General features: G+C 71.4%; 17 protein-coding genes. 4 read left to right on the top strand and 13 right to left on the bottom strand.

From position 1 onward, the window contains the following. The first annotated feature begins 219 nt into the window (after window positions 1–219). The gene (gene corA / locus ABD978_RS41395) at window positions 220–1317 is read left to right on the top strand and encodes a magnesium/cobalt transporter CorA (protein ID WP_345366796.1); all 1098 of its coding nucleotides are present in this window, start codon (window positions 220–222) and stop codon (window positions 1315–1317) included. A 24-nt stretch (window positions 1318–1341) separates the two neighbouring features. Here corA and ABD978_RS41400 read toward each other — a convergent pair whose 3' ends face one another. Both ABD978_RS41400 and ABD978_RS41405 read right to left on the bottom strand, forming a co-directional pair. Further along, the gene (locus ABD978_RS41400) at window positions 1342–2166 is read right to left on the bottom strand and encodes a glycerophosphodiester phosphodiesterase family protein (protein WP_345366798.1); all 825 of its coding nucleotides are present in this window, start codon (window positions 2164–2166) and stop codon (window positions 1342–1344) included. 66 nt (window positions 2167–2232) lie between these two features. Continuing rightward, window positions 2233–2604, bottom strand: coding sequence for a winged helix-turn-helix transcriptional regulator (locus ABD978_RS41405; RefSeq protein ID WP_345366800.1), 372 nt, complete (start codon window positions 2602–2604; stop codon window positions 2233–2235). A gap of 105 nt (window positions 2605–2709) precedes the next feature. Here ABD978_RS41405 and ABD978_RS41410 point away from each other — a divergent pair, with 105 nt between their 5' ends. Next, the gene (locus tag ABD978_RS41410) at window positions 2710–3348 is read left to right on the top strand and encodes an NAD(P)-dependent oxidoreductase (RefSeq protein WP_345366802.1); all 639 of its coding nucleotides are present in this window, start codon (window positions 2710–2712) and stop codon (window positions 3346–3348) included. Between the two features lie 88 nt (window positions 3349–3436). Here ABD978_RS41410 and ABD978_RS41415 read toward each other — a convergent pair whose 3' ends face one another. Genes ABD978_RS41415 through ABD978_RS41430 form a run of 4 tightly spaced genes read right to left on the bottom strand, consistent with a single transcriptional unit; the run spans window position 3437 to window position 6937 of the window. Continuing rightward, a complete protein-coding gene (locus ABD978_RS41415; RefSeq protein WP_425550828.1) occupies window positions 3437–4630 on the bottom strand; it encodes an ABC transporter permease in 1194 nt (397 codons plus the stop codon). Next, a complete protein-coding gene (locus ABD978_RS41420) occupies window positions 4630–5325 on the bottom strand; it encodes an ABC transporter ATP-binding protein (protein ID WP_345367434.1) in 696 nt (231 codons plus the stop codon). The genes ABD978_RS41415 and ABD978_RS41420 overlap by 1 nt, the downstream gene beginning before the upstream one ends. Window positions 5326–5333: 8 nt before the next feature. Next, the gene (locus ABD978_RS41425; protein ID WP_345366806.1) at window positions 5334–6380 is read right to left on the bottom strand and encodes a peptidoglycan-binding protein; all 1047 of its coding nucleotides are present in this window, start codon (window positions 6378–6380) and stop codon (window positions 5334–5336) included. Continuing rightward, on the bottom strand, window positions 6377–6937 hold the full coding sequence (locus ABD978_RS41430; RefSeq protein WP_345366808.1) for a hypothetical protein: 561 nt from the start codon (window positions 6935–6937) through the stop codon (window positions 6377–6379). The genes ABD978_RS41425 and ABD978_RS41430 overlap by 4 nt, the downstream gene beginning before the upstream one ends. Window positions 6938–7099: 162 nt before the next feature. Between ABD978_RS41430 and ABD978_RS41435 the strand changes: the two genes are divergently transcribed. Then, entirely contained in the window at window positions 7100–7756 is a 657-nt protein-coding gene (locus ABD978_RS41435) for a response regulator transcription factor (RefSeq protein ID WP_345366810.1), read from the top strand. Continuing rightward, a complete protein-coding gene (locus ABD978_RS41440; protein ID WP_345366812.1) occupies window positions 7753–8973 on the top strand; it encodes a sensor histidine kinase in 1221 nt (406 codons plus the stop codon). The genes ABD978_RS41435 and ABD978_RS41440 overlap by 4 nt, the downstream gene beginning before the upstream one ends. Before the next feature lie 101 nt (window positions 8974–9074). Here ABD978_RS41440 and ABD978_RS41445 read toward each other — a convergent pair whose 3' ends face one another. The 7 genes from ABD978_RS41445 to ABD978_RS41475 form a co-directional block, all read right to left on the bottom strand. After that, window positions 9075–10400: a cytochrome P450 family protein gene (locus tag ABD978_RS41445; RefSeq protein WP_345366814.1), complete on the bottom strand. Its 1326-nt coding sequence runs from the start codon at window positions 10398–10400 to the stop codon at window positions 9075–9077. Next, window positions 10390–10995 carry a GTP-binding protein gene (locus ABD978_RS41450; RefSeq protein ID WP_345366816.1) on the bottom strand — a complete coding sequence of 202 codons (606 nt, stop codon included), beginning with the start codon at window positions 10993–10995 and terminating at the stop codon, window positions 10390–10392. Before ABD978_RS41450 ends, ABD978_RS41445 begins: the two co-directional genes overlap by 11 nt. Further along, window positions 10973–11326 carry a DUF742 domain-containing protein gene (locus tag ABD978_RS41455; protein WP_345366818.1) on the bottom strand — a complete coding sequence of 118 codons (354 nt, stop codon included), beginning with the start codon at window positions 11324–11326 and terminating at the stop codon, window positions 10973–10975. The genes ABD978_RS41450 and ABD978_RS41455 overlap by 23 nt, the downstream gene beginning before the upstream one ends. A gap of 64 nt (window positions 11327–11390) precedes the next feature. After that, a complete protein-coding gene (locus tag ABD978_RS41460) occupies window positions 11391–11807 on the bottom strand; it encodes a roadblock/LC7 domain-containing protein (RefSeq protein ID WP_345366820.1) in 417 nt (138 codons plus the stop codon). Beyond that, complete coding sequence (locus ABD978_RS41465; RefSeq protein ID WP_345366822.1) at window positions 11804–13240, bottom strand: ATP-binding protein; 1437 nt, start codon at window positions 13238–13240, stop codon at window positions 11804–11806. Before ABD978_RS41465 ends, ABD978_RS41460 begins: the two co-directional genes overlap by 4 nt. A gap of 200 nt (window positions 13241–13440) precedes the next feature. Beyond that, the gene (locus ABD978_RS41470; RefSeq protein WP_345366824.1) at window positions 13441–14724 is read right to left on the bottom strand and encodes an adenylosuccinate synthase; all 1284 of its coding nucleotides are present in this window, start codon (window positions 14722–14724) and stop codon (window positions 13441–13443) included. A 113-nt stretch (window positions 14725–14837) separates the two neighbouring features. Beyond that, complete coding sequence (locus ABD978_RS41475; RefSeq protein WP_345366826.1) at window positions 14838–15251, bottom strand: DUF3151 domain-containing protein; 414 nt, start codon at window positions 15249–15251, stop codon at window positions 14838–14840. Between the last annotated feature and the right edge of the window lie 71 nt (window positions 15252–15322).

Genomic DNA, 15322 nt, shown 5'->3' on the forward strand with positions numbered 1-15322 from the left:
TACCCGGTGTAACCTCAGAGCTCGTGCTCTGACGCCGACGACCCGAAGGAGGTGGTCGAAATGAGTCCTGGCGATCCTTGCAGTAACGCCGAGCCTCCTCACAGTCCGACCACCTCTACTCGGCGTCCGGCCGCCTCCGGCGCGCGATCCCCGCTCTGACCTCGGGTCGACGCGCGCCGTCGCGCGTGCGGCCGGGCCAGGGAAGGATCCCCCATGGCCATGACCAGGGTTCGCCCCGGACGCGCCACCCGCGTCCTGTTCAAGCCGCTCGCCCGCCCCGGCCGCATCTCGGCCGGTGAGTCGATCAACCAGCGCTCGGCCCTCATCGACTGGGCCGCGTACGTCGACGGCAAGCGCGTCGACACCGACAGCCTCGCCGAGGCCGTCGAGCTGGTCCGCGCCCCCGACGACCTCCCCGAGGGCGCCGAGCCGCGCAACCGCTTCGTCTGGGTCGGGCTGCACGAGCCCGACGCCGCCGAGCTGGAGCGGCTGTCGGAGGTGTTCGGCCTGCACCCGCTCGCCGTCGAGGACGCCGTCCACGCCCACCAGCGGCCGAAGCTGGAGCGCTACGACGACGTGCAGTTCATCGTCATGAAGACGGTCGGCTACGTCGAGCGCGCCGGCACGGAGACCGTGCGCACCGGCGAGATCATGATCTTCTGCGGGCCCGACTTCATCGTGACCGTACGCCACGGCGAGCACGGCGCGCTCGCCCCCGTCCGGCGGCGTCTCGAGGACACCCCCGAGCGCCTGGCCCTCGGCCCCGCCGCCGTCCTGCACGCGATCATCGACCGGGTGGTCGACGACTACATCTCCGTGGGCGACGCGGTCCAGCAGGACATCGACGAGGTCGAAGAGAACGTCTTCTCCGCCGACGCCACCAACCAGGCCGAGCGGATCTACCGGTTGAAGCGCGAGGTCATCCAGCTCAAGCGGGCCGTCGGCCCCCTGTCCGGTCCGCTGCGCAACCTCGCGGCCCGCCGGTTCGTCCCGGCCGAGATCCGCGAGTACTTCCGCGACGTGGACGACCACCTCGCCCGCGTGCGCGAGCAGGTCGAGTCCTGCGACGAGCTGCTCACCCCGATCCTCCAGGCGCACCTGACCCAGGTGACCGTCACCGACAACCACGACATGCGGAAGATCTCCGCGTGGGCGGCGATCCTCGCGATGCCGACGGCGATCACCGGGGTGTACGGCATGAACTTCAAGTACATGCCGGAGCTGCACTGGAAGTACGGCTACCTGCTGGCCGTCGGCGTCATCGCGACGGCCTGTTTCGTCCTCTACCGCGGCTTCCGCCGCAACGGCTGGCTCTGAGCGCCGCCTGACTGCGAGCCCGGCTCAGCGGCCGAGCACCGTCCGGAGGCGGTCGGGGTAGTCGGTGACGATCGCGTCCACGCCGAACGCGATGTGCCGTCGCATCTCCGCCGGCTCGTTGACCGTCCAGGGGACGACGCGCAGGTCCCGCGCGTGCGCCGTCGCGACCAGTTCCGGGACGACCATGACCCGCTTGGGGGAGATCATGGTCGCCCCGGCGTCGGCCGCGGCGGCGATCAGGCCGCCCGCCGGATCCCGCCCGGCCATCCACGACGCGTCGAGCGTGTCCGGCTCGACCAGCGCGACGCGGTCCCCGCCGGGCAGCAGTTCCCGTGCCACGCCCAGCACCCGCCAGTCGAACGCCAGCAGCCGCGACCGCTCCGCCAGGCCGTACGACTCCAGCACCTTCACGGCCGCGACCGTGATCGTCTCGATGTCCGGCCAGGACGGATCCGTCTTGATCTCCACGGCCAGCCGTACGTCGTGCGGGGCGACCAGCTCACAGAGCTCCGCCAGCGTCGGCACCTCCGCGCCGGGGATCGGCGTCTGCGTGGCCGCGAACCGCTTGTTCTGGATGCCCGCGTCGAGCGTCTTGATCTGCGCGAGCGTGAGCTCCCGGATCGGCCGGCCGACGTACGGGAACAGCGGGTCGCGCGGCCGGCACGGCCCCCGGTCCCGTACCGTCCCGGCGTTCAGCGCCTGGTCGTGATGGAGCACCGGGACGCCGTCCGCGGTGAGCGCGACGTCCAGCTCCAGCACGTCGACGCCCAGCTCGAGCGTTCTCGCGAACCCCGGGATGGTGTTCTCCGGCCACAGTCCCCGCGCCCCGCGGTGTCCTTGGATCTCCACCCGCCCCAGCGTACGGGCCCGATTCGCCGCCTTCGCGGCGTACCGGAGGGCGGCGGAGCCGGCTGGTCATGGGGCCGTGTACTGCTCCCGCGCGTCGAGCAGCTCGTCCCAGTGCTCCGCCGCCCACGCGCAGGCGGCCTCCAGCGGCCCCAGCATGCTGCGCCCCAGCGGCGTCAGCGCGTACTCCACCCCCGGTTTCGGGTCGGCGTGCACCGTGCGGGAGACGAGCCCGTCTCGCTCCAGACGGCGTAGCGACTGGGTGAGCACTTTCGGGGTGACGCGGTGCAGGGGCACGCGGAGCTCGGAGAATCGTCGGGGGCCGTCTTCCAGGCAGCGAATGACCAGACCCGCCCACTTGTCGCCGAAGCGGAACGGCGACAGCGAGGACGGGCACAGTTCGTCGAACATGTCAGGAGGCAGCGGGTGCCGGTGCGTCATGGTGTCTCCTGTCGGCCGGGCCGGTGGCCGTCCTCGGTATCCAGGAGGTAACCGGCCTTGTGGATACCTTCCGGGAGCATCGAGTCAACGGGAGGTATTCCGACGATGAGCAGGTTCGTGATTTTCGGGGCCGGTGGCCGGGCCGGCCGGCAGGCCGTCGCCGAAGCGCGTCAGCGTGGACACCAGGTCACCGCGGTGGTCCGTGACCCGTCCCGCTACGGCGGCCTGGCGGACGATGGCGTACGGATCGCCGCCGGGGACGTCACCGACGTGGCGGACGTCGCCACCCTCGCGGCCGGGCACGACGCCGCGATCAACGCGGCCGCGGTGTACGGCGCGGGCACCGACCCCGACGCCTTCTTCGCCGGTGCCGCACACGCCCTGGTCAAGGGCTTGCGGCAGGCCGGAGTGGACAGGCTCGTCGCGGTCGGGCTGTCGGTGTTGCTGCCCGGCCCCGATGGGGTCCGGCAGTTGGACGCGCCCGGTTTCCCCGCCGAGTTCCGGCCCTTCTGCCTGGCCCACGCCGCCGGTCTGGAGGTGTTTCGTGGCGAAGGCGGCACGCTGGACTGGGTGTACGTCAGCCCGGCCGGCGACTTCGACCATGAGGGGGAGCGCACCGGCCATTACGAGATCCGCGAACACGGTGACACCGCGGCGCGCATCTCCTACGCGGACTTCGCCCTCGTCCTGCTCGACGAGGCCGAGACCCCACGGCACCACCGCAGCCACCTTGCCGTGACCTGACGACCTGGCCCCGCTCCGTTGGGATCCCGGGCTCACGCTGCCGGACGGGGCGGGGCATTTGTTCCGCTATGCGGGCCTGATTCCTGAGTCACGGGGTGGCGAGGGCCTCGGTGGGGGAGAGCCGGGCGGCGCGGATGGCGGGGTACAGGCCGGCGATCCCGCCGATGACCAACGTGGCGCCGATTCCGCCGGCCATCGCCCACGCCGGGACGACCGTCGGCCAGCCCTGCGTCACCGCGAACACCGCCGTGACGAGGATGCCCAGCGTCACGCCGCCCACGCCGCCGAGCGCCGCCAGCAGCTGGGACTCGGTGAGGAACTGCAGCCTGACCTGACCGCGCGTCGCGCCCAGGGAGCGCCGCAGGCCGATCTCGGCGCGGCGTTCCAGCACCGAGATCACCATGGTGTTCGCGACCCCGACCCCGCCGACCAGGAGCGCCACCGCGCCCAGGCCGAGGAGGAGCCCGGTGAACGCCTTGTCGCTGGCGTTCTGCGCGGCCAGCGCGTCGGACGGGCGGCTGACCTCGACCGCGGTCGGCGACTCGGGGTTGGCGGTGGCGGCGAGCAGGTCCCGTACGCGCTGCACCGCGTCCTCCTTCGCCCGCGTGTAGACGGTGGTGGGGTGGCCGTCGAAGCCGAGCCGCGCGACCGCCACGTCCCAGCCGACCAGCGCGGCCGAGTCCAGCTCCGGTGCGAGCTCCGCCCGGTTCAGGATGCCGACGACGGTGAACCACTGCGAGCCGAGCCAGACCTGGACGCCCGGTTGGGCGACGCCGAGCGCGTCCGCCGCGTCCGAGCCGAGCACGACGGCCGGGTACCGGCCCGTGGCCGCGTTGAGCCAGGTCCCGGCGGCCACGTTCAGACCGGCCGTACGGGGCAGGTCGAGGCGGCTCGCGAGGACGGCGATGCCGCCGGTCTCCCCCGCGCTGATGTGATCGTTGCGGTAGACGTTCGTGTCGGAGACCTTGCCGGTGGCGGACGCGGACAGGACGTCGGTCATCCGGCCGATCATCGCGACCGACTCCTTGGGAAGCTCGGCGTCGGAACCGAAGAAGTCCTTGCCGGGGGCCACGGTGAGCATGTTCGTGCCCAGCCGCTCCAGCGTGGCCTGGAGCTGCGCCCGGCTGGAGGTCGAGATCCCGACCACGCCGACCATCGCCGCGATGCCGATCGCGATCCCCAGAGCGGACAGGAACACCCGCAGCGGGCGGGCGCGCAGCCCCGCCGCGCCGACCCGGACCGCGTCCCGGAGGCTCAGCCGCGCCGGCTCATCGCCACTCATCATGGTGCGGCCTCCACCCGTACGTCGTCCGCCACGACCCGGCCGTCGCGCATCCGGATCTGGCGGGGCAGCGTCGCGGCGATGTCGCGATCGTGAGTGATCACGATGACCGTGGTGCCGCCCGCGGCCAGTTCGCGGAGCAGGCCCATCACCCCGGCGCCCGTGCTGGTGTCCAGCGCGCCGGTCGGCTCGTCGGCCAGCAGCATCGCCGGTTCGCCGACCACCGCGCGGGCGATCGCCACCCGCTGCTTCTCCCCGCCCGAGAGCTGGTGCGGCCGGTGGCCGAGCCGGTGGGCGAGACCGACGCGTTCGAGGGCCAGGCGTGCGCGGCGCCGGCGTTCCGCCAGGGGAACGCCGGCGTACAGCAGGCCGTCGGCGACGTTGTCCAGCGCGCCGACCCCGGCGGCGAGGTGGAACTGCTGGAAGACGAAACCGATCCTCCGGGCACGCAGCGCGGAGAGCCGTCGATCCGACATCGTCGACACGTCGCGGCCCTCGATGTGCACCGTGCCGGCGCTGGGCCGGTCCAGCGTGCCGATGAGGTGCAGCAACGTCGACTTACCGGAGCCGGACGGCCCGACGATCGCGGCCGCCTCACCGGCCTCGATCCGGAGCGTCACCCCGTCCAGGGCCGTGACGTCGCCCGGGTACTCCTTGCGTACTTCGCGCAGTTCCACGACCGGCTCGTTTCCCATGGGGTCGCTCACTTCGGCACCCCCACGCTCATGCCCTCGGACAGGCCGGAGCCGGAGATCTCCACCTTGCCCTGGGTGAACGCGCCGGTCTCCACGGGGACCGTACGGACGCGCCCACCGTCGACGACCTGCACGGCGTAGCCGCCGTCGGACTGGGCGAGCAGTGCCTCGATCGGCGCGGAGAGGACGTTCTCGTGCCGTCTGCTGGTGAGGTAGACCGCCACCGGCGCCTTGTCGAAGGAGCCCAGGGAGCCCTGGTCGTCGACGGCGACGGTGACCGCGACGGTGGTGGGGTCGTTCCCCTGTCCCGCCGTGGCGACCTTGCCGACCTTGGTGATCCGGCCCTTGGTCGTTCCGCCGCCGGGGAGTTCGACCGACACCTTGGCGCCCTTCTTGGCGAGCCGCTGGTACTGCACGTCGAGGTTGACGTCCACCTGTCGGGTGGTGCCGGTGTAGGTGAGCACCGGGCCGCTCACCCGGTCCCCGACCTGCGCCTTCCGCTCGGCGACCCGGATCGCGCCGGATGCGAACAGGACGGAGCCGGGCGCGACCTTGCCGGTCTCGTCGAGGCCGAGGTCCTCCTGCCAGCGTTTCACCGCCGCCGCGGTGGCGGCGGTGTAGGTCTCGTCGACCGTGAACCCCGTGTAGCCCAGGGCCTGGAGGTTCCGCTCGAACTGCAGGACGTCCCGGCCCTTCGTGCCGTCGGCGAGGGTCCGGTACAGCGGCAGCGCCCCGTACAGCAGCGGCACCGGGTGGTCGTCGACCCGGTAGGCGGACCGGCCGCGCGAGATCACGCTGCCGGGCGCGGCCAGCCACGTCAGGACGCCGCGGCCGCCCGCGCCGGCCATGGTGCGCGTCGAGCCGTATCCGAGGGTGCCGTCCACTTTCTGGGTCTCCACCAGCGTGGTCCGCTCGATCCGCGCGGTCGCGGGCGGCAGGGAACTGCGCCCGGTGGGCGTTCCACCCCCTCCGCCCAGGCCGGCCGCCGCCAGCCCGGCGACGCCGACCAGGACCACGCCGGCCACGCTCAGGGCCGCGACGCGGACCCTGCTCAACTTCCACTCCGGTTGAGGGACCGGCCGCCGCCCGGCCGGTACTGGGCGCAGGCCTTGTCCGCGCTCTTGAACGTCTGGCTCTCCGGGTCGGCGCCGGTGCGGCCCTGAGAACCGGTTGCGCTTTCGCGCTTCATCACGATGCCGCCGTCGGGATTCGGGTCGGGCATGTCGACGCCGTGCTGACGCATGCACTTGGTGTATGCGCGCATCTTCGCCAGATCCGCCGCACTGAGCTGCTTCGGTTTCCCGCCGTTCGGCTGCAGATGGCCGCATTTGGCCTGGGCGGCCTTCAACGTCTGGTCGTCCGAGCCTTTCGCGGCGTTCGGCTTGCCACTGCCACCCTGGACATCGATCCGTATCCTGCCGTTCCCGTCGGACTGCGGGTCGGCCATGTTGACGCCGTTGGCCCGCATGCATTTGGCGTACGCCCGCATCTTCGCCAGATCACTCGAGGCACTGGCCTGGGCGTTCGTCGTCTTGTGCCCCGACCCGCAGGCCGGCAGGCCGAAGAGGAGCGCGGGCGCCAGGACCAGCGCCGGGATCGTCTTTCTTCGCATGCGTCGTCTCCCCACGACTTCGCCGGGCGCTTCCCGGCGAACTGCGAGGAGTCAAATCGTCGGTCGATAACCCGGGCGTAACCGGTTGTGGTTATGCCGGCGTTATGCGCGATGGCGCACGCTGTTCCACGACGTTCGTCGAACGAGTTCTGGACGGGAAACGTGCGCGTACTCATCGCCGAGGACGAGCGGATGCTCGCCGATTCGATCGCCGAGGGGCTGCGGGCGGAGGCCCTCGCCGTGGACGTGGCCTACGACGGGGACGCCACGCTCGAACTCCTCGGCGTCAACGACTACGACGTGCTCGTGCTCGACCGCGACCTGCCGGTCGTGCACGGCGACGACGTCTGCCGGGCGGTCGTCGAGTCCGGGGCGCACGTGCGGGTGCTGATGCTCACCGCCGCCGCCGCGGTACGGGCGCGGGTGGAGGGGCTCGGGCTCGGCGCGGACGACTACCTGACCAAGCCGTTCGCCTTCGAGGAGCTGGTGGCCCGGATCCACGCGCTCGGCCGGCGCGCCCGCCCGGCGGACCCGCCCGCGCTGCAGCGCGCCGGGATCCGGCTCGACCCCGCACGCCGGGAGGTCTACCGGGACGGGCGCTACGTGCACCTGGCACGCAAGGAGTTCGGCCTGCTGGCCGAGCTGCTGCGCGCGGACGGCGCGGTCGTCTCGGCGGAGCGGCTCCTGGAGAAGGTCTGGGACGAGCACACCGACCCGTTCACCAACACCGTACGGGTGACGATGATGAAGCTTCGCCGCAAGCTCGGCGACCCGCCCGTCGTGGAGACCGTCCAGGGAGTGGGGTACCGCATCACATGAGGCCACTCGCACAGCGGCTGCAGCCCACGATCCGCGTCCGGCTCACACTGGTGTACGGCGGGCTGTTCCTGGTCGGTGGCATCGTGATGCTGACCCTGACCTACCTCCTCGCCAAGAACAACATCCAGCCGGACCGACCGGCCGGCGTGACGGCCGTCCAGATCGAGCGGACCGCCGCACCCGGCGAGGCGAACCCGGCCACGCCCGCTCCCGGCAAGGTGTACACGTCCAGGCAGGCCGTCTACACGGCCAATCAGACGAAGGGCATGCTCCTGAAGGCGCGGGAGGACTCGGCGCAGCAGACGCTCGACTCGCTGCTCACCCAGGGCGGCATCGCGCTGGCGGTCGTGGGCGCGGCCGCGCTCGGGCTCGGCTGGTTCTTCGCCGACCGGGCGCTGCGGCCCGTCCACCGGATCACCGAGACCGCCCGTCGCGTGGCGCACAGCCGCAACCTCACCGAGCGGATCGCCTACACCGGGCCGCGCGACGACGTGAAAGAGCTGGCCGACACGTTCGACATGATGCTGGAGCGGCTGGCCCGGGCGTTCGAGGGGCAGCGGAGGTTCGTCGACAACGCCTCCCACGAGCTGCGTACGCCCCTGGCCATCAACCGGACCCTCATCGACGTGGCGGTACGCCGCCCGGGCGCCGGCGAGGACGTCAGGCGACTCGGAGAGTCGCTGCTCATCGTCGGCGATCGGCACGAGCGGCTCATCGAAGGGCTGCTCACCCTCGCCGGCAGCGAGAACTCCGTCGTCGACACGTCACCGCTCGACCTCGCCGACGTGGGCGCGCACGTCCTCGACCAGGCCAAGGCCGAGACGGACGGCCGCGGCCTGACCGTGCGCCGCGCCCTCGACCGCGCCCCGACCGAGGGCGACCCGGTCCTCGTGGAACGGCTCGTGCAGAACCTGGTCGAGAACGCGACCAGGTACAACGTCGACGGCGGTGGAGTGTGGCTGTCCACCCGGCGGAGCGCGCGGCTCGCCGAGGTCGTCGTCGCCAACACCGGCCCGGTCGTCCCGGCCTACGAGGTCGAGACGCTGTTCGAGCCGTTCCGGCGGCTGCGGAGCGACCGGCTGCGCTCCGACCGGGGCACCGGTCTGGGACTGTCGATCGTCCGCGCCATCGCGACCGCCCACGGCGGTACCGTGACCGCCGTCCCCCGGGAGGGCGGCGGTCTCGTCGTGACGGTGCGGCTGCCGTCGGCCGGCTGAGCGCGGCGACGAGTCGCCGCGCGTCCTGCCCGGTCACCGTGCCGCAGACGGCCTCGGCCGCCGAGCGGAACACAGGCCCAGTCGCCCGCGCGGAGGCAGGATCAGTCGCCGCGCCACCAGCGGACCAGGGCATTGCTCCGCCGGGGAGCGGCGTTGCGCAGCGCCGTCGCCAGGCCGCCGGCCAGGCCCATCTCCTGACCGCCGGGGGTCGGCGGCGGCGGAATGTGAATGGGCGAGAAGCGCACCGGCAGCGAGACCAGGGCGCGCTGGGCGAACCCGGGCCGCCACTCCAGCCGACTCGCGGGGACGGCCAGCTCCATGTCCGGCAGGGCGTCGAGCACCTTCTCGATGGCGACCGAGGCGATCATGCGCGCCTCGCCCTGCGACGGGCACTTGTGCGGACCCGCCCCCCAGGCCAGGTGGGCGCGGTTGCCCGCCCGGTTCGTGGACGCGGCCGCCGGGTCGGTGTTGGCGGCCGCGAAGCCGATGACGACCGGCTGGTCCGCCGGCAGCCGTACGCCACGCAGGTCGACGTCCTGCGTGGGGTAGCTGACCGCCCAGTTCGCCAGCGGCGGGTCGGCCCACAGGACCTCGTCGATCGCGTCCTCGACGGGCAGGCTGCCGCCGGACAGGTCGCCGGCGAACCGGTCGTCGGACAGCAGCAGGAGCAGCGCGTTGGCGATGAGGTTCTGCTCCGGCTCGGTGGCGAGGCCCACGAGCAGGGCGATCTGCTCGATCAGCTCCTCGTCGGTGAGCTGGGCCGGGTGGGCGATCAGCCACGACGTCAGGTCCTGGTCCGGTCGGGCGCGCTTGAGCGCGACCAGTTCGGCCACGGCCTTCATCATGATCTGGTTGCTGTTCGCCGTGTCGACGTTCTCGACGAAACCCCGCATCCCGACGACGATGCGGGTTCCGATGTCGGACGGGCAGCCCAGGATCTCGTTGAACACCAGGATGGGCAGGAGCAGCGCGTACTCGGCGCGCAGGTCCACTGTGCCCTTCTCGGAGAACCCCCGGATGAGCGCCTCGACGTTGCGTTCGACGGACTCACGCAGGATGGTCGAGTCGACCCTGGACAGGCTGTCGGCGATCGCCGTGCGCAGCCGGACATGTGCGGCGCCGTCCGACAGGTTGCAGGCCGGCCGGTACATCATGAACGGCAGGACCGGGCAGTCGGGCGGGACGCCCTGCTGCCACCGGCGGGCGTCCTTCGGGAAGGTGACGGGGTCGCGCAGCACGTCGAGGGCGGCGCTGTACGAGATGACCAGGGACGCCGGGACACCCGGGGCCAGCTCGACGGGAGCGACCGGACCGTATCGGCGTAGGGCCTCGTAGACGCGCTGCGGGCGGGCTGCGAAATCCGGACCGTACAGCGGCGTCCGTCCGCCGTGGGCGGGACATCCGGCCGCGAACGCGTCAGAACTCACGAATGCTCCCGTTCTGGATCGCGATGAGGTACTCGACGAGAGTGATCAGCGCGCGGGTCGAGGACACCCGATCCCGGGCGTCGCAGGTGATCAGCGGCGTCGAGGGCAGCAGGTCGAGGGCTTCGCGCAGCTCCTCCTCGGCGAAGGTCGGCGCGCCGTCGAACTGGTTGATGGCGACGGCGTACCGCAGCTTCTGCTCCTCGAGGAAGCCCATGATGTCGAAGGACTGCTCGAGCCGCCGGGTGTCCGCCAGCACGAGCGCGCCGAGGGCCCCGCGTGACAGGTCGTGCCACAGCTGCGTGAACCGGTGCTGCCCGGGAGTGCCGAACAGGTACAGCACGAGGTCGTCGGTCAGCGTCAGCCGGCCGAAGTCCATGGCGACGGTGGTCGTCTCCTTGTCGGGGACCCCGGCGAGGTCGTCGATCAAGGCGCCGGCCTGCGTCATCCGTTCCTCGGTGCGCAGCGGCCGGATCTCCGACAGCGTGCCGACCAGCGTCGTCTTGCCGACGGCGAAGTGACCGACGATCAACAGCTTGACCGAGGTCCGTACGGTCTCGCGCACATAGGTGCCATCAGAGACGAGCGCGGAGTCCATTCAGCACCTCCTGGAGAAGCCGGGTCGAGGTCTCGCCGTCGTCCGGCCCGCCGACCCGGGTCACGATGTGGCCGCTGTCCACCAGATCCGAGAGCAGGACCTTGACGACGCTGAGGGGAAGAGAGAGGTGACCGGCGACCTCGGCCACTGAGAGGGCGCCGCCCCGGCACAGCTCCAGGACCCGGCGCTTCTCCGGGCTGAGGCCGGTCATGTCCGTGCGCGCGGCCATGACGAGCGTGACGAGGTCGAAGATGTTGCGGGTCGGGCGGGCACGCCCGCCCGTCACCACGTGCGGCCGGACCAGAGCGCGTTCCCGCCGACTAGGAGTCATGCGTCCTCCTTCGTCGGGGGAGGGACCGGAGACGCCGTGTTCTCGCTTCGCTCGCTTCGCTCGCTCATGCCGTGATGCCGCCCGGGGTTTGTCTCGGCGGAGCGGTCAGCTCCTTGCCCAGGCGCTGGACGAGTTCCTGCAGGCGGAAGGAGATCGCCTCCATGTCGACGCGTTCCGTCGTCGAGACCGCGAGGTACGCGCCGGGACCGGCGGCGACGAGGAAGGCGTATCCGTCGTCGAACTCGGTCACGGTCTGCCGCCAGGGGGTGCGCGCGTCGCCGCAGAACTCCGCCGAGCTGCGGGCCAGCGACTGCAGCCCGGACATCCCGGCCGCGTGGCGTTCGGCGTCGTCACGGTTGATGCGCTCGGAGTAGGCCATCAGCAGGCCGTCCGCGGACAGCAGGATGGCGTGCCGGGTCTCCGGCATTTTCAGGGCGTCGTCGAGCATCCAGCCGAGCTTGTTGTTCGCGTCCTGCGTCATTCGGCGATATTCCCTTCGGACTCCGGAGAACCAGTGGCACGGCCGGCTCGGGTACCGCGCTGCCAGGCGCCCATCCCGGCGGCGACATCCCGCGGCGGGCGGATGGAGGGCGACGTCTCGGTCGACGGTACGGGCCGCTCGCCCGTGTCGGTGACGCGCCGACGCTTCGGCAGGCCGTTCGCGGTGACCGGGCGCTGCTCCTCTTGCGTGGACGAGACCGGGCTCGGCGTGGTCGGCCGGCTGGGCGCGGGCGGCGTAGGCGGCACGGACGGTGCGGGCGGCATAGGCGGCGCGGGGGGTCGGCTCGGCATGGTGGGGAGGCTCGGCGCGGGCGGCGTGGACAGGCTCGGCGCGGTCGGGAGACTGGGCGCGGTCGGCAGGCTCGGCGCGGGCTGCTCGACGCGTACGGGCTGCGGCTCGCTTCGTGCGGGGGCCGGTTCGGTGTCGAGCCGGGTGAGCAGCTCGCTGGGGAGGAACAGGACGGCGCGCACCCCGCCGTACGGCGAGCTGCTGTCGACGGTCACCCGGAATCCGTACCGCGCGGCGAGTACGCCGACGACGGCGAAGCCGACCTGCGGCGGGTCGCCGAGCCGGTTGATGTCCACGGAGTCCCGCCCGGACAGCATCCGATCGGCCCGCTGGATCTCCTCCGCGTCCATGCCGACGCCCGCGTCGTCGATCACGACGGCGACGCCGTTGTGGGCCTGCCGGAAGTTGACCTCGACGGCGGTGTTCGGCTGGGAGTGGCGGGCGGCGTTGTCCAGGAGCTCGGCGACCGCCAGGACCACCGGCTCGACCACGCGGCTGACGACGGCGACGTTCGACTGCGGCTGGACCTCGATGCGCAGGTAGTCGCGGATGCGGGAGGTGGCTCCACGTACGACGTCGACCAGTCCGGCAGCGGACCGCTGCTGGCCCGGCCACGACCCGCAGAGCACGGCGGTGGCCTGGGCGCGCCGGCCGAGCTGGGCGTTCATGTGGTCGACCTTCATGAGACCCTCGAGCACGTCGGGGTCGTCGTGACGTTCCTGCATGGTGGAGATGGCGAGTTGCTGCTCGTTGGCCAGGCTCTGCACGGCGCGCATCATGGCCTTCACCGTGACCTTGGCCGCCTGGTCGGCCCGCTCCTTCGCGCGTTCGGCGTATTCCGAGAATGTCGCCAGAATCGCCCGAATGCCCTGTTCGGCGCTGGTTCCGGCGAAACTCGGGTTGCGCGGGCCGGGCACCGCGACCGGCTTGCCGTAAAGGGACTCCACCAGCGCCGGGACGCGCACCGTGACGAGGTAGCGCAGTTCCTCGTTACGGATGCGGGCCGTCTCCTCCAGCGCGCCGGCCTGCCGGCGTAGCCGGGAGGCGATCTGCCGCTCCCGTACGAGCAGCACCACGGCGACCAGGAGCCCGGCCGTCAGGCACACGAAGGCGACCGCCGTCATGTATCGCTCCTCAGATCCTCGATGCGGGAAGGGGGAAACGCGAGCGCGCCACATTTCGGGGCAGTACTCATATAAGTCGCAAAGACTACAGCCCGTGATCTTCGTGTACCAGGGCATCACGAAAAAAGACCAGCCCGATGAGGGGCTGGTCGCGAACGACTTGACGGCCCTGCGGAAGGCAGGGCCGTCAAGTCGGCAGGTCAGACGAGAGAGCGCAGTTGAAGTGTCTGATCGCGGCCGGGTCCGACGCCGATGGCGCTGATCTGGGCGCCCGACATCTCCTCCAGCGCCCGGACGTAGTCCTGCGCCTTCTTCGGCAGGTCCTCGAACGTCTTGCAGTCGGAGATGTCCTCGTGCCAGCCGTCCAGCTCCTCGTAGATCGGCTTGGCGTGGTGGAACCCGGTCTGCGTCATCGGGAGCTCGTCACAGCGCTCGCCGTCGATATCGTACGCCACGCAGACCGGGATCTTCTCCAGGCCCGACAGCACGTCGAGCTTGGTGAGGAAGTAGTCGGTCACGCCGTTGACGCGCGTGGCGTACCGGGCGATCACCGCGTCGAACCAGCCGCAGCGGCGGTTCCGGCCCGTCGTCACGCCGTACTCGCCGCCGGTCGTGCGCAGCCAGTCGCCCGTCTCGTCGAGCAGTTCGGTGGGGAACGGCCCGGAGCCGACGCGGGTGGTGTACGCCTTCAGGATGCCGATGACCTTGGTGATGCGGGTCGGGCCGACGCCCGAGCCCGCGCACGCCCCGCCCGAGGTCGGGCTGGAGGACGTGACGAAGGGGTACGTGCCGTGGTCGACGTCGAGGAGCGTGCCCTGGGCGCCCTCGAGCAGGACCAGCTTGCCCTCCTCGAGCGCCTTGTTGACGACGAGCGCGGTGTCGGCGATGTGCGGGCGCAGCCTCTCACCGTACGCGACGTACTCCTCGATGATCGGGTCGATATCGATGGAGCGCCGGTTGTAGACCTTGGCGAGGATCTGGTTCTTGTCGCGCAGCGCGAGCTCGAGCTTCTGCCGCAGGATGCCGGGGTCGAGCAGGTCCTGCACCCGGATGCCCATGCGGGCGATCTTGTCGCCGTACGCCGGCCCGATGCCGCGGCCGGTGGTGCCGATCCGCGCCTTGCCGAGGTACCGCTCGCTCACCTTGTCGAGGGCCTTGTGGTGCGGCATGATCAAATGCGCGTTGGCCGAGATCAACAGCCGGTCGCAGCTCACCCCGCGCGCCTGTAGGCCGTCGATCTCCTCCAGCAGCACTCCCGGGTCGATGACCACGCCGTTTCCGATCACGGGTACGACGTCCGGGGAGAGTACCCCTGACGGAAGCAGATGCAGGGCGTAGGACTGGTCGCCGATGACGACGGTGTGCCCCGCGTTGTTGCCGCCCTGGTATCGGACGACATAGTCGACGTCGCCGCCGAGAATATCGGTGGCCTTGCCCTTGCCTTCGTCACCCCACTGGGCGCCGACGAGCACGATGGCCGGCATAGGAGCTCTCTCCCCTGGCATCGACGAAGCCCCTGGCGCAAGCAGCAGCGACAGGGGCTCTTGCGATCAGAGGGTACCCGCCGGATGACCGCGAGGAAAACGGTAGGAGCCGGTCAGGTGGCCAGAACCGCGACCGCCGTTGGGCTGGAGTCCCGCAGGAACGTCCGGCAGCGCTCGGCCTCGTCCTCCTCGCCGATCGCCGCGGCGGCCCGGCCGAGGGCGTGCAGGGCGCGCAGGAACCCGCGGTTCGCCGCGTGCTCCCAGGGGATCGGGCCCTGGCCCTTCCACCCCGCGCGGCGGAGCGAGTCGAGTCCGCGGTGGTAACCGGTGCGCGCGTAGGCGTACGACTCGATCACGTCGCCCTTCCCGAAGGCGCGATCGGCGAGCTCGGCCCAGGCGGCCGGGTACGCCGGGAAACGGGCGGCGACCTCGAAGGGGTCGACGCCGGCCTCCAGGGACTGTCGGGCTTCGTCGATGTCCGGCAGCTCGGTCGGGGCCGGCCCGCCGAGAAGGTTCTGGTGCTCCATGGAGTCATCCTGCCCTTTTCGACGCCGTTCTCCTATTCCAGCGGTCGGGAAACTTCGTCGATAATGCTGCT

Source organism: Actinoallomurus liliacearum (assembly GCF_039542035.1).
GTDB classification, from domain to species: domain Bacteria; phylum Actinomycetota; class Actinomycetes; order Streptosporangiales; family Streptosporangiaceae; genus Actinoallomurus; species Actinoallomurus liliacearum.

Coding starts and splice junctions, on each gene's coding strand:
- ABD978_RS41450 (WP_345366816.1), bottom strand. CDS start 10,995: ATGGACTCCGCGCTCGTCTCTGATGGCACCTATGTGCGCGAGACCGTA.
- ABD978_RS41440 (WP_345366812.1), top strand. CDS start 7,753: ATGAGGCCACTCGCACAGCGGCTGCAGCCCACGATCCGCGTCCGGCTC.
- ABD978_RS41465 (WP_345366822.1), bottom strand. CDS start 13,240: ATGACGGCGGTCGCCTTCGTGTGCCTGACGGCCGGGCTCCTGGTCGCC.
- ABD978_RS41415 (WP_425550828.1), bottom strand. CDS start 4,630: ATGAGTGGCGATGAGCCGGCGCGGCTGAGCCTCCGGGACGCGGTCCGG.
- ABD978_RS41405 (WP_345366800.1), bottom strand. CDS start 2,604: ATGACGCACCGGCACCCGCTGCCTCCTGACATGTTCGACGAACTGTGC.
- ABD978_RS41410 (WP_345366802.1), top strand. CDS start 2,710: ATGAGCAGGTTCGTGATTTTCGGGGCCGGTGGCCGGGCCGGCCGGCAG.
- ABD978_RS41455 (WP_345366818.1), bottom strand. CDS start 11,326: ATGACTCCTAGTCGGCGGGAACGCGCTCTGGTCCGGCCGCACGTGGTG.
- ABD978_RS41470 (WP_345366824.1), bottom strand. CDS start 14,724: ATGCCGGCCATCGTGCTCGTCGGCGCCCAGTGGGGTGACGAAGGCAAG.
- ABD978_RS41430 (WP_345366808.1), bottom strand. CDS start 6,937: ATGCGAAGAAAGACGATCCCGGCGCTGGTCCTGGCGCCCGCGCTCCTC.
- corA (WP_345366796.1), top strand. CDS start 220: ATGACCAGGGTTCGCCCCGGACGCGCCACCCGCGTCCTGTTCAAGCCG.
- ABD978_RS41420 (WP_345367434.1), bottom strand. CDS start 5,325: ATGGGAAACGAGCCGGTCGTGGAACTGCGCGAAGTACGCAAGGAGTAC.
- ABD978_RS41460 (WP_345366820.1), bottom strand. CDS start 11,807: ATGACGCAGGACGCGAACAACAAGCTCGGCTGGATGCTCGACGACGCC.
- ABD978_RS41475 (WP_345366826.1), bottom strand. CDS start 15,251: ATGGAGCACCAGAACCTTCTCGGCGGGCCGGCCCCGACCGAGCTGCCG.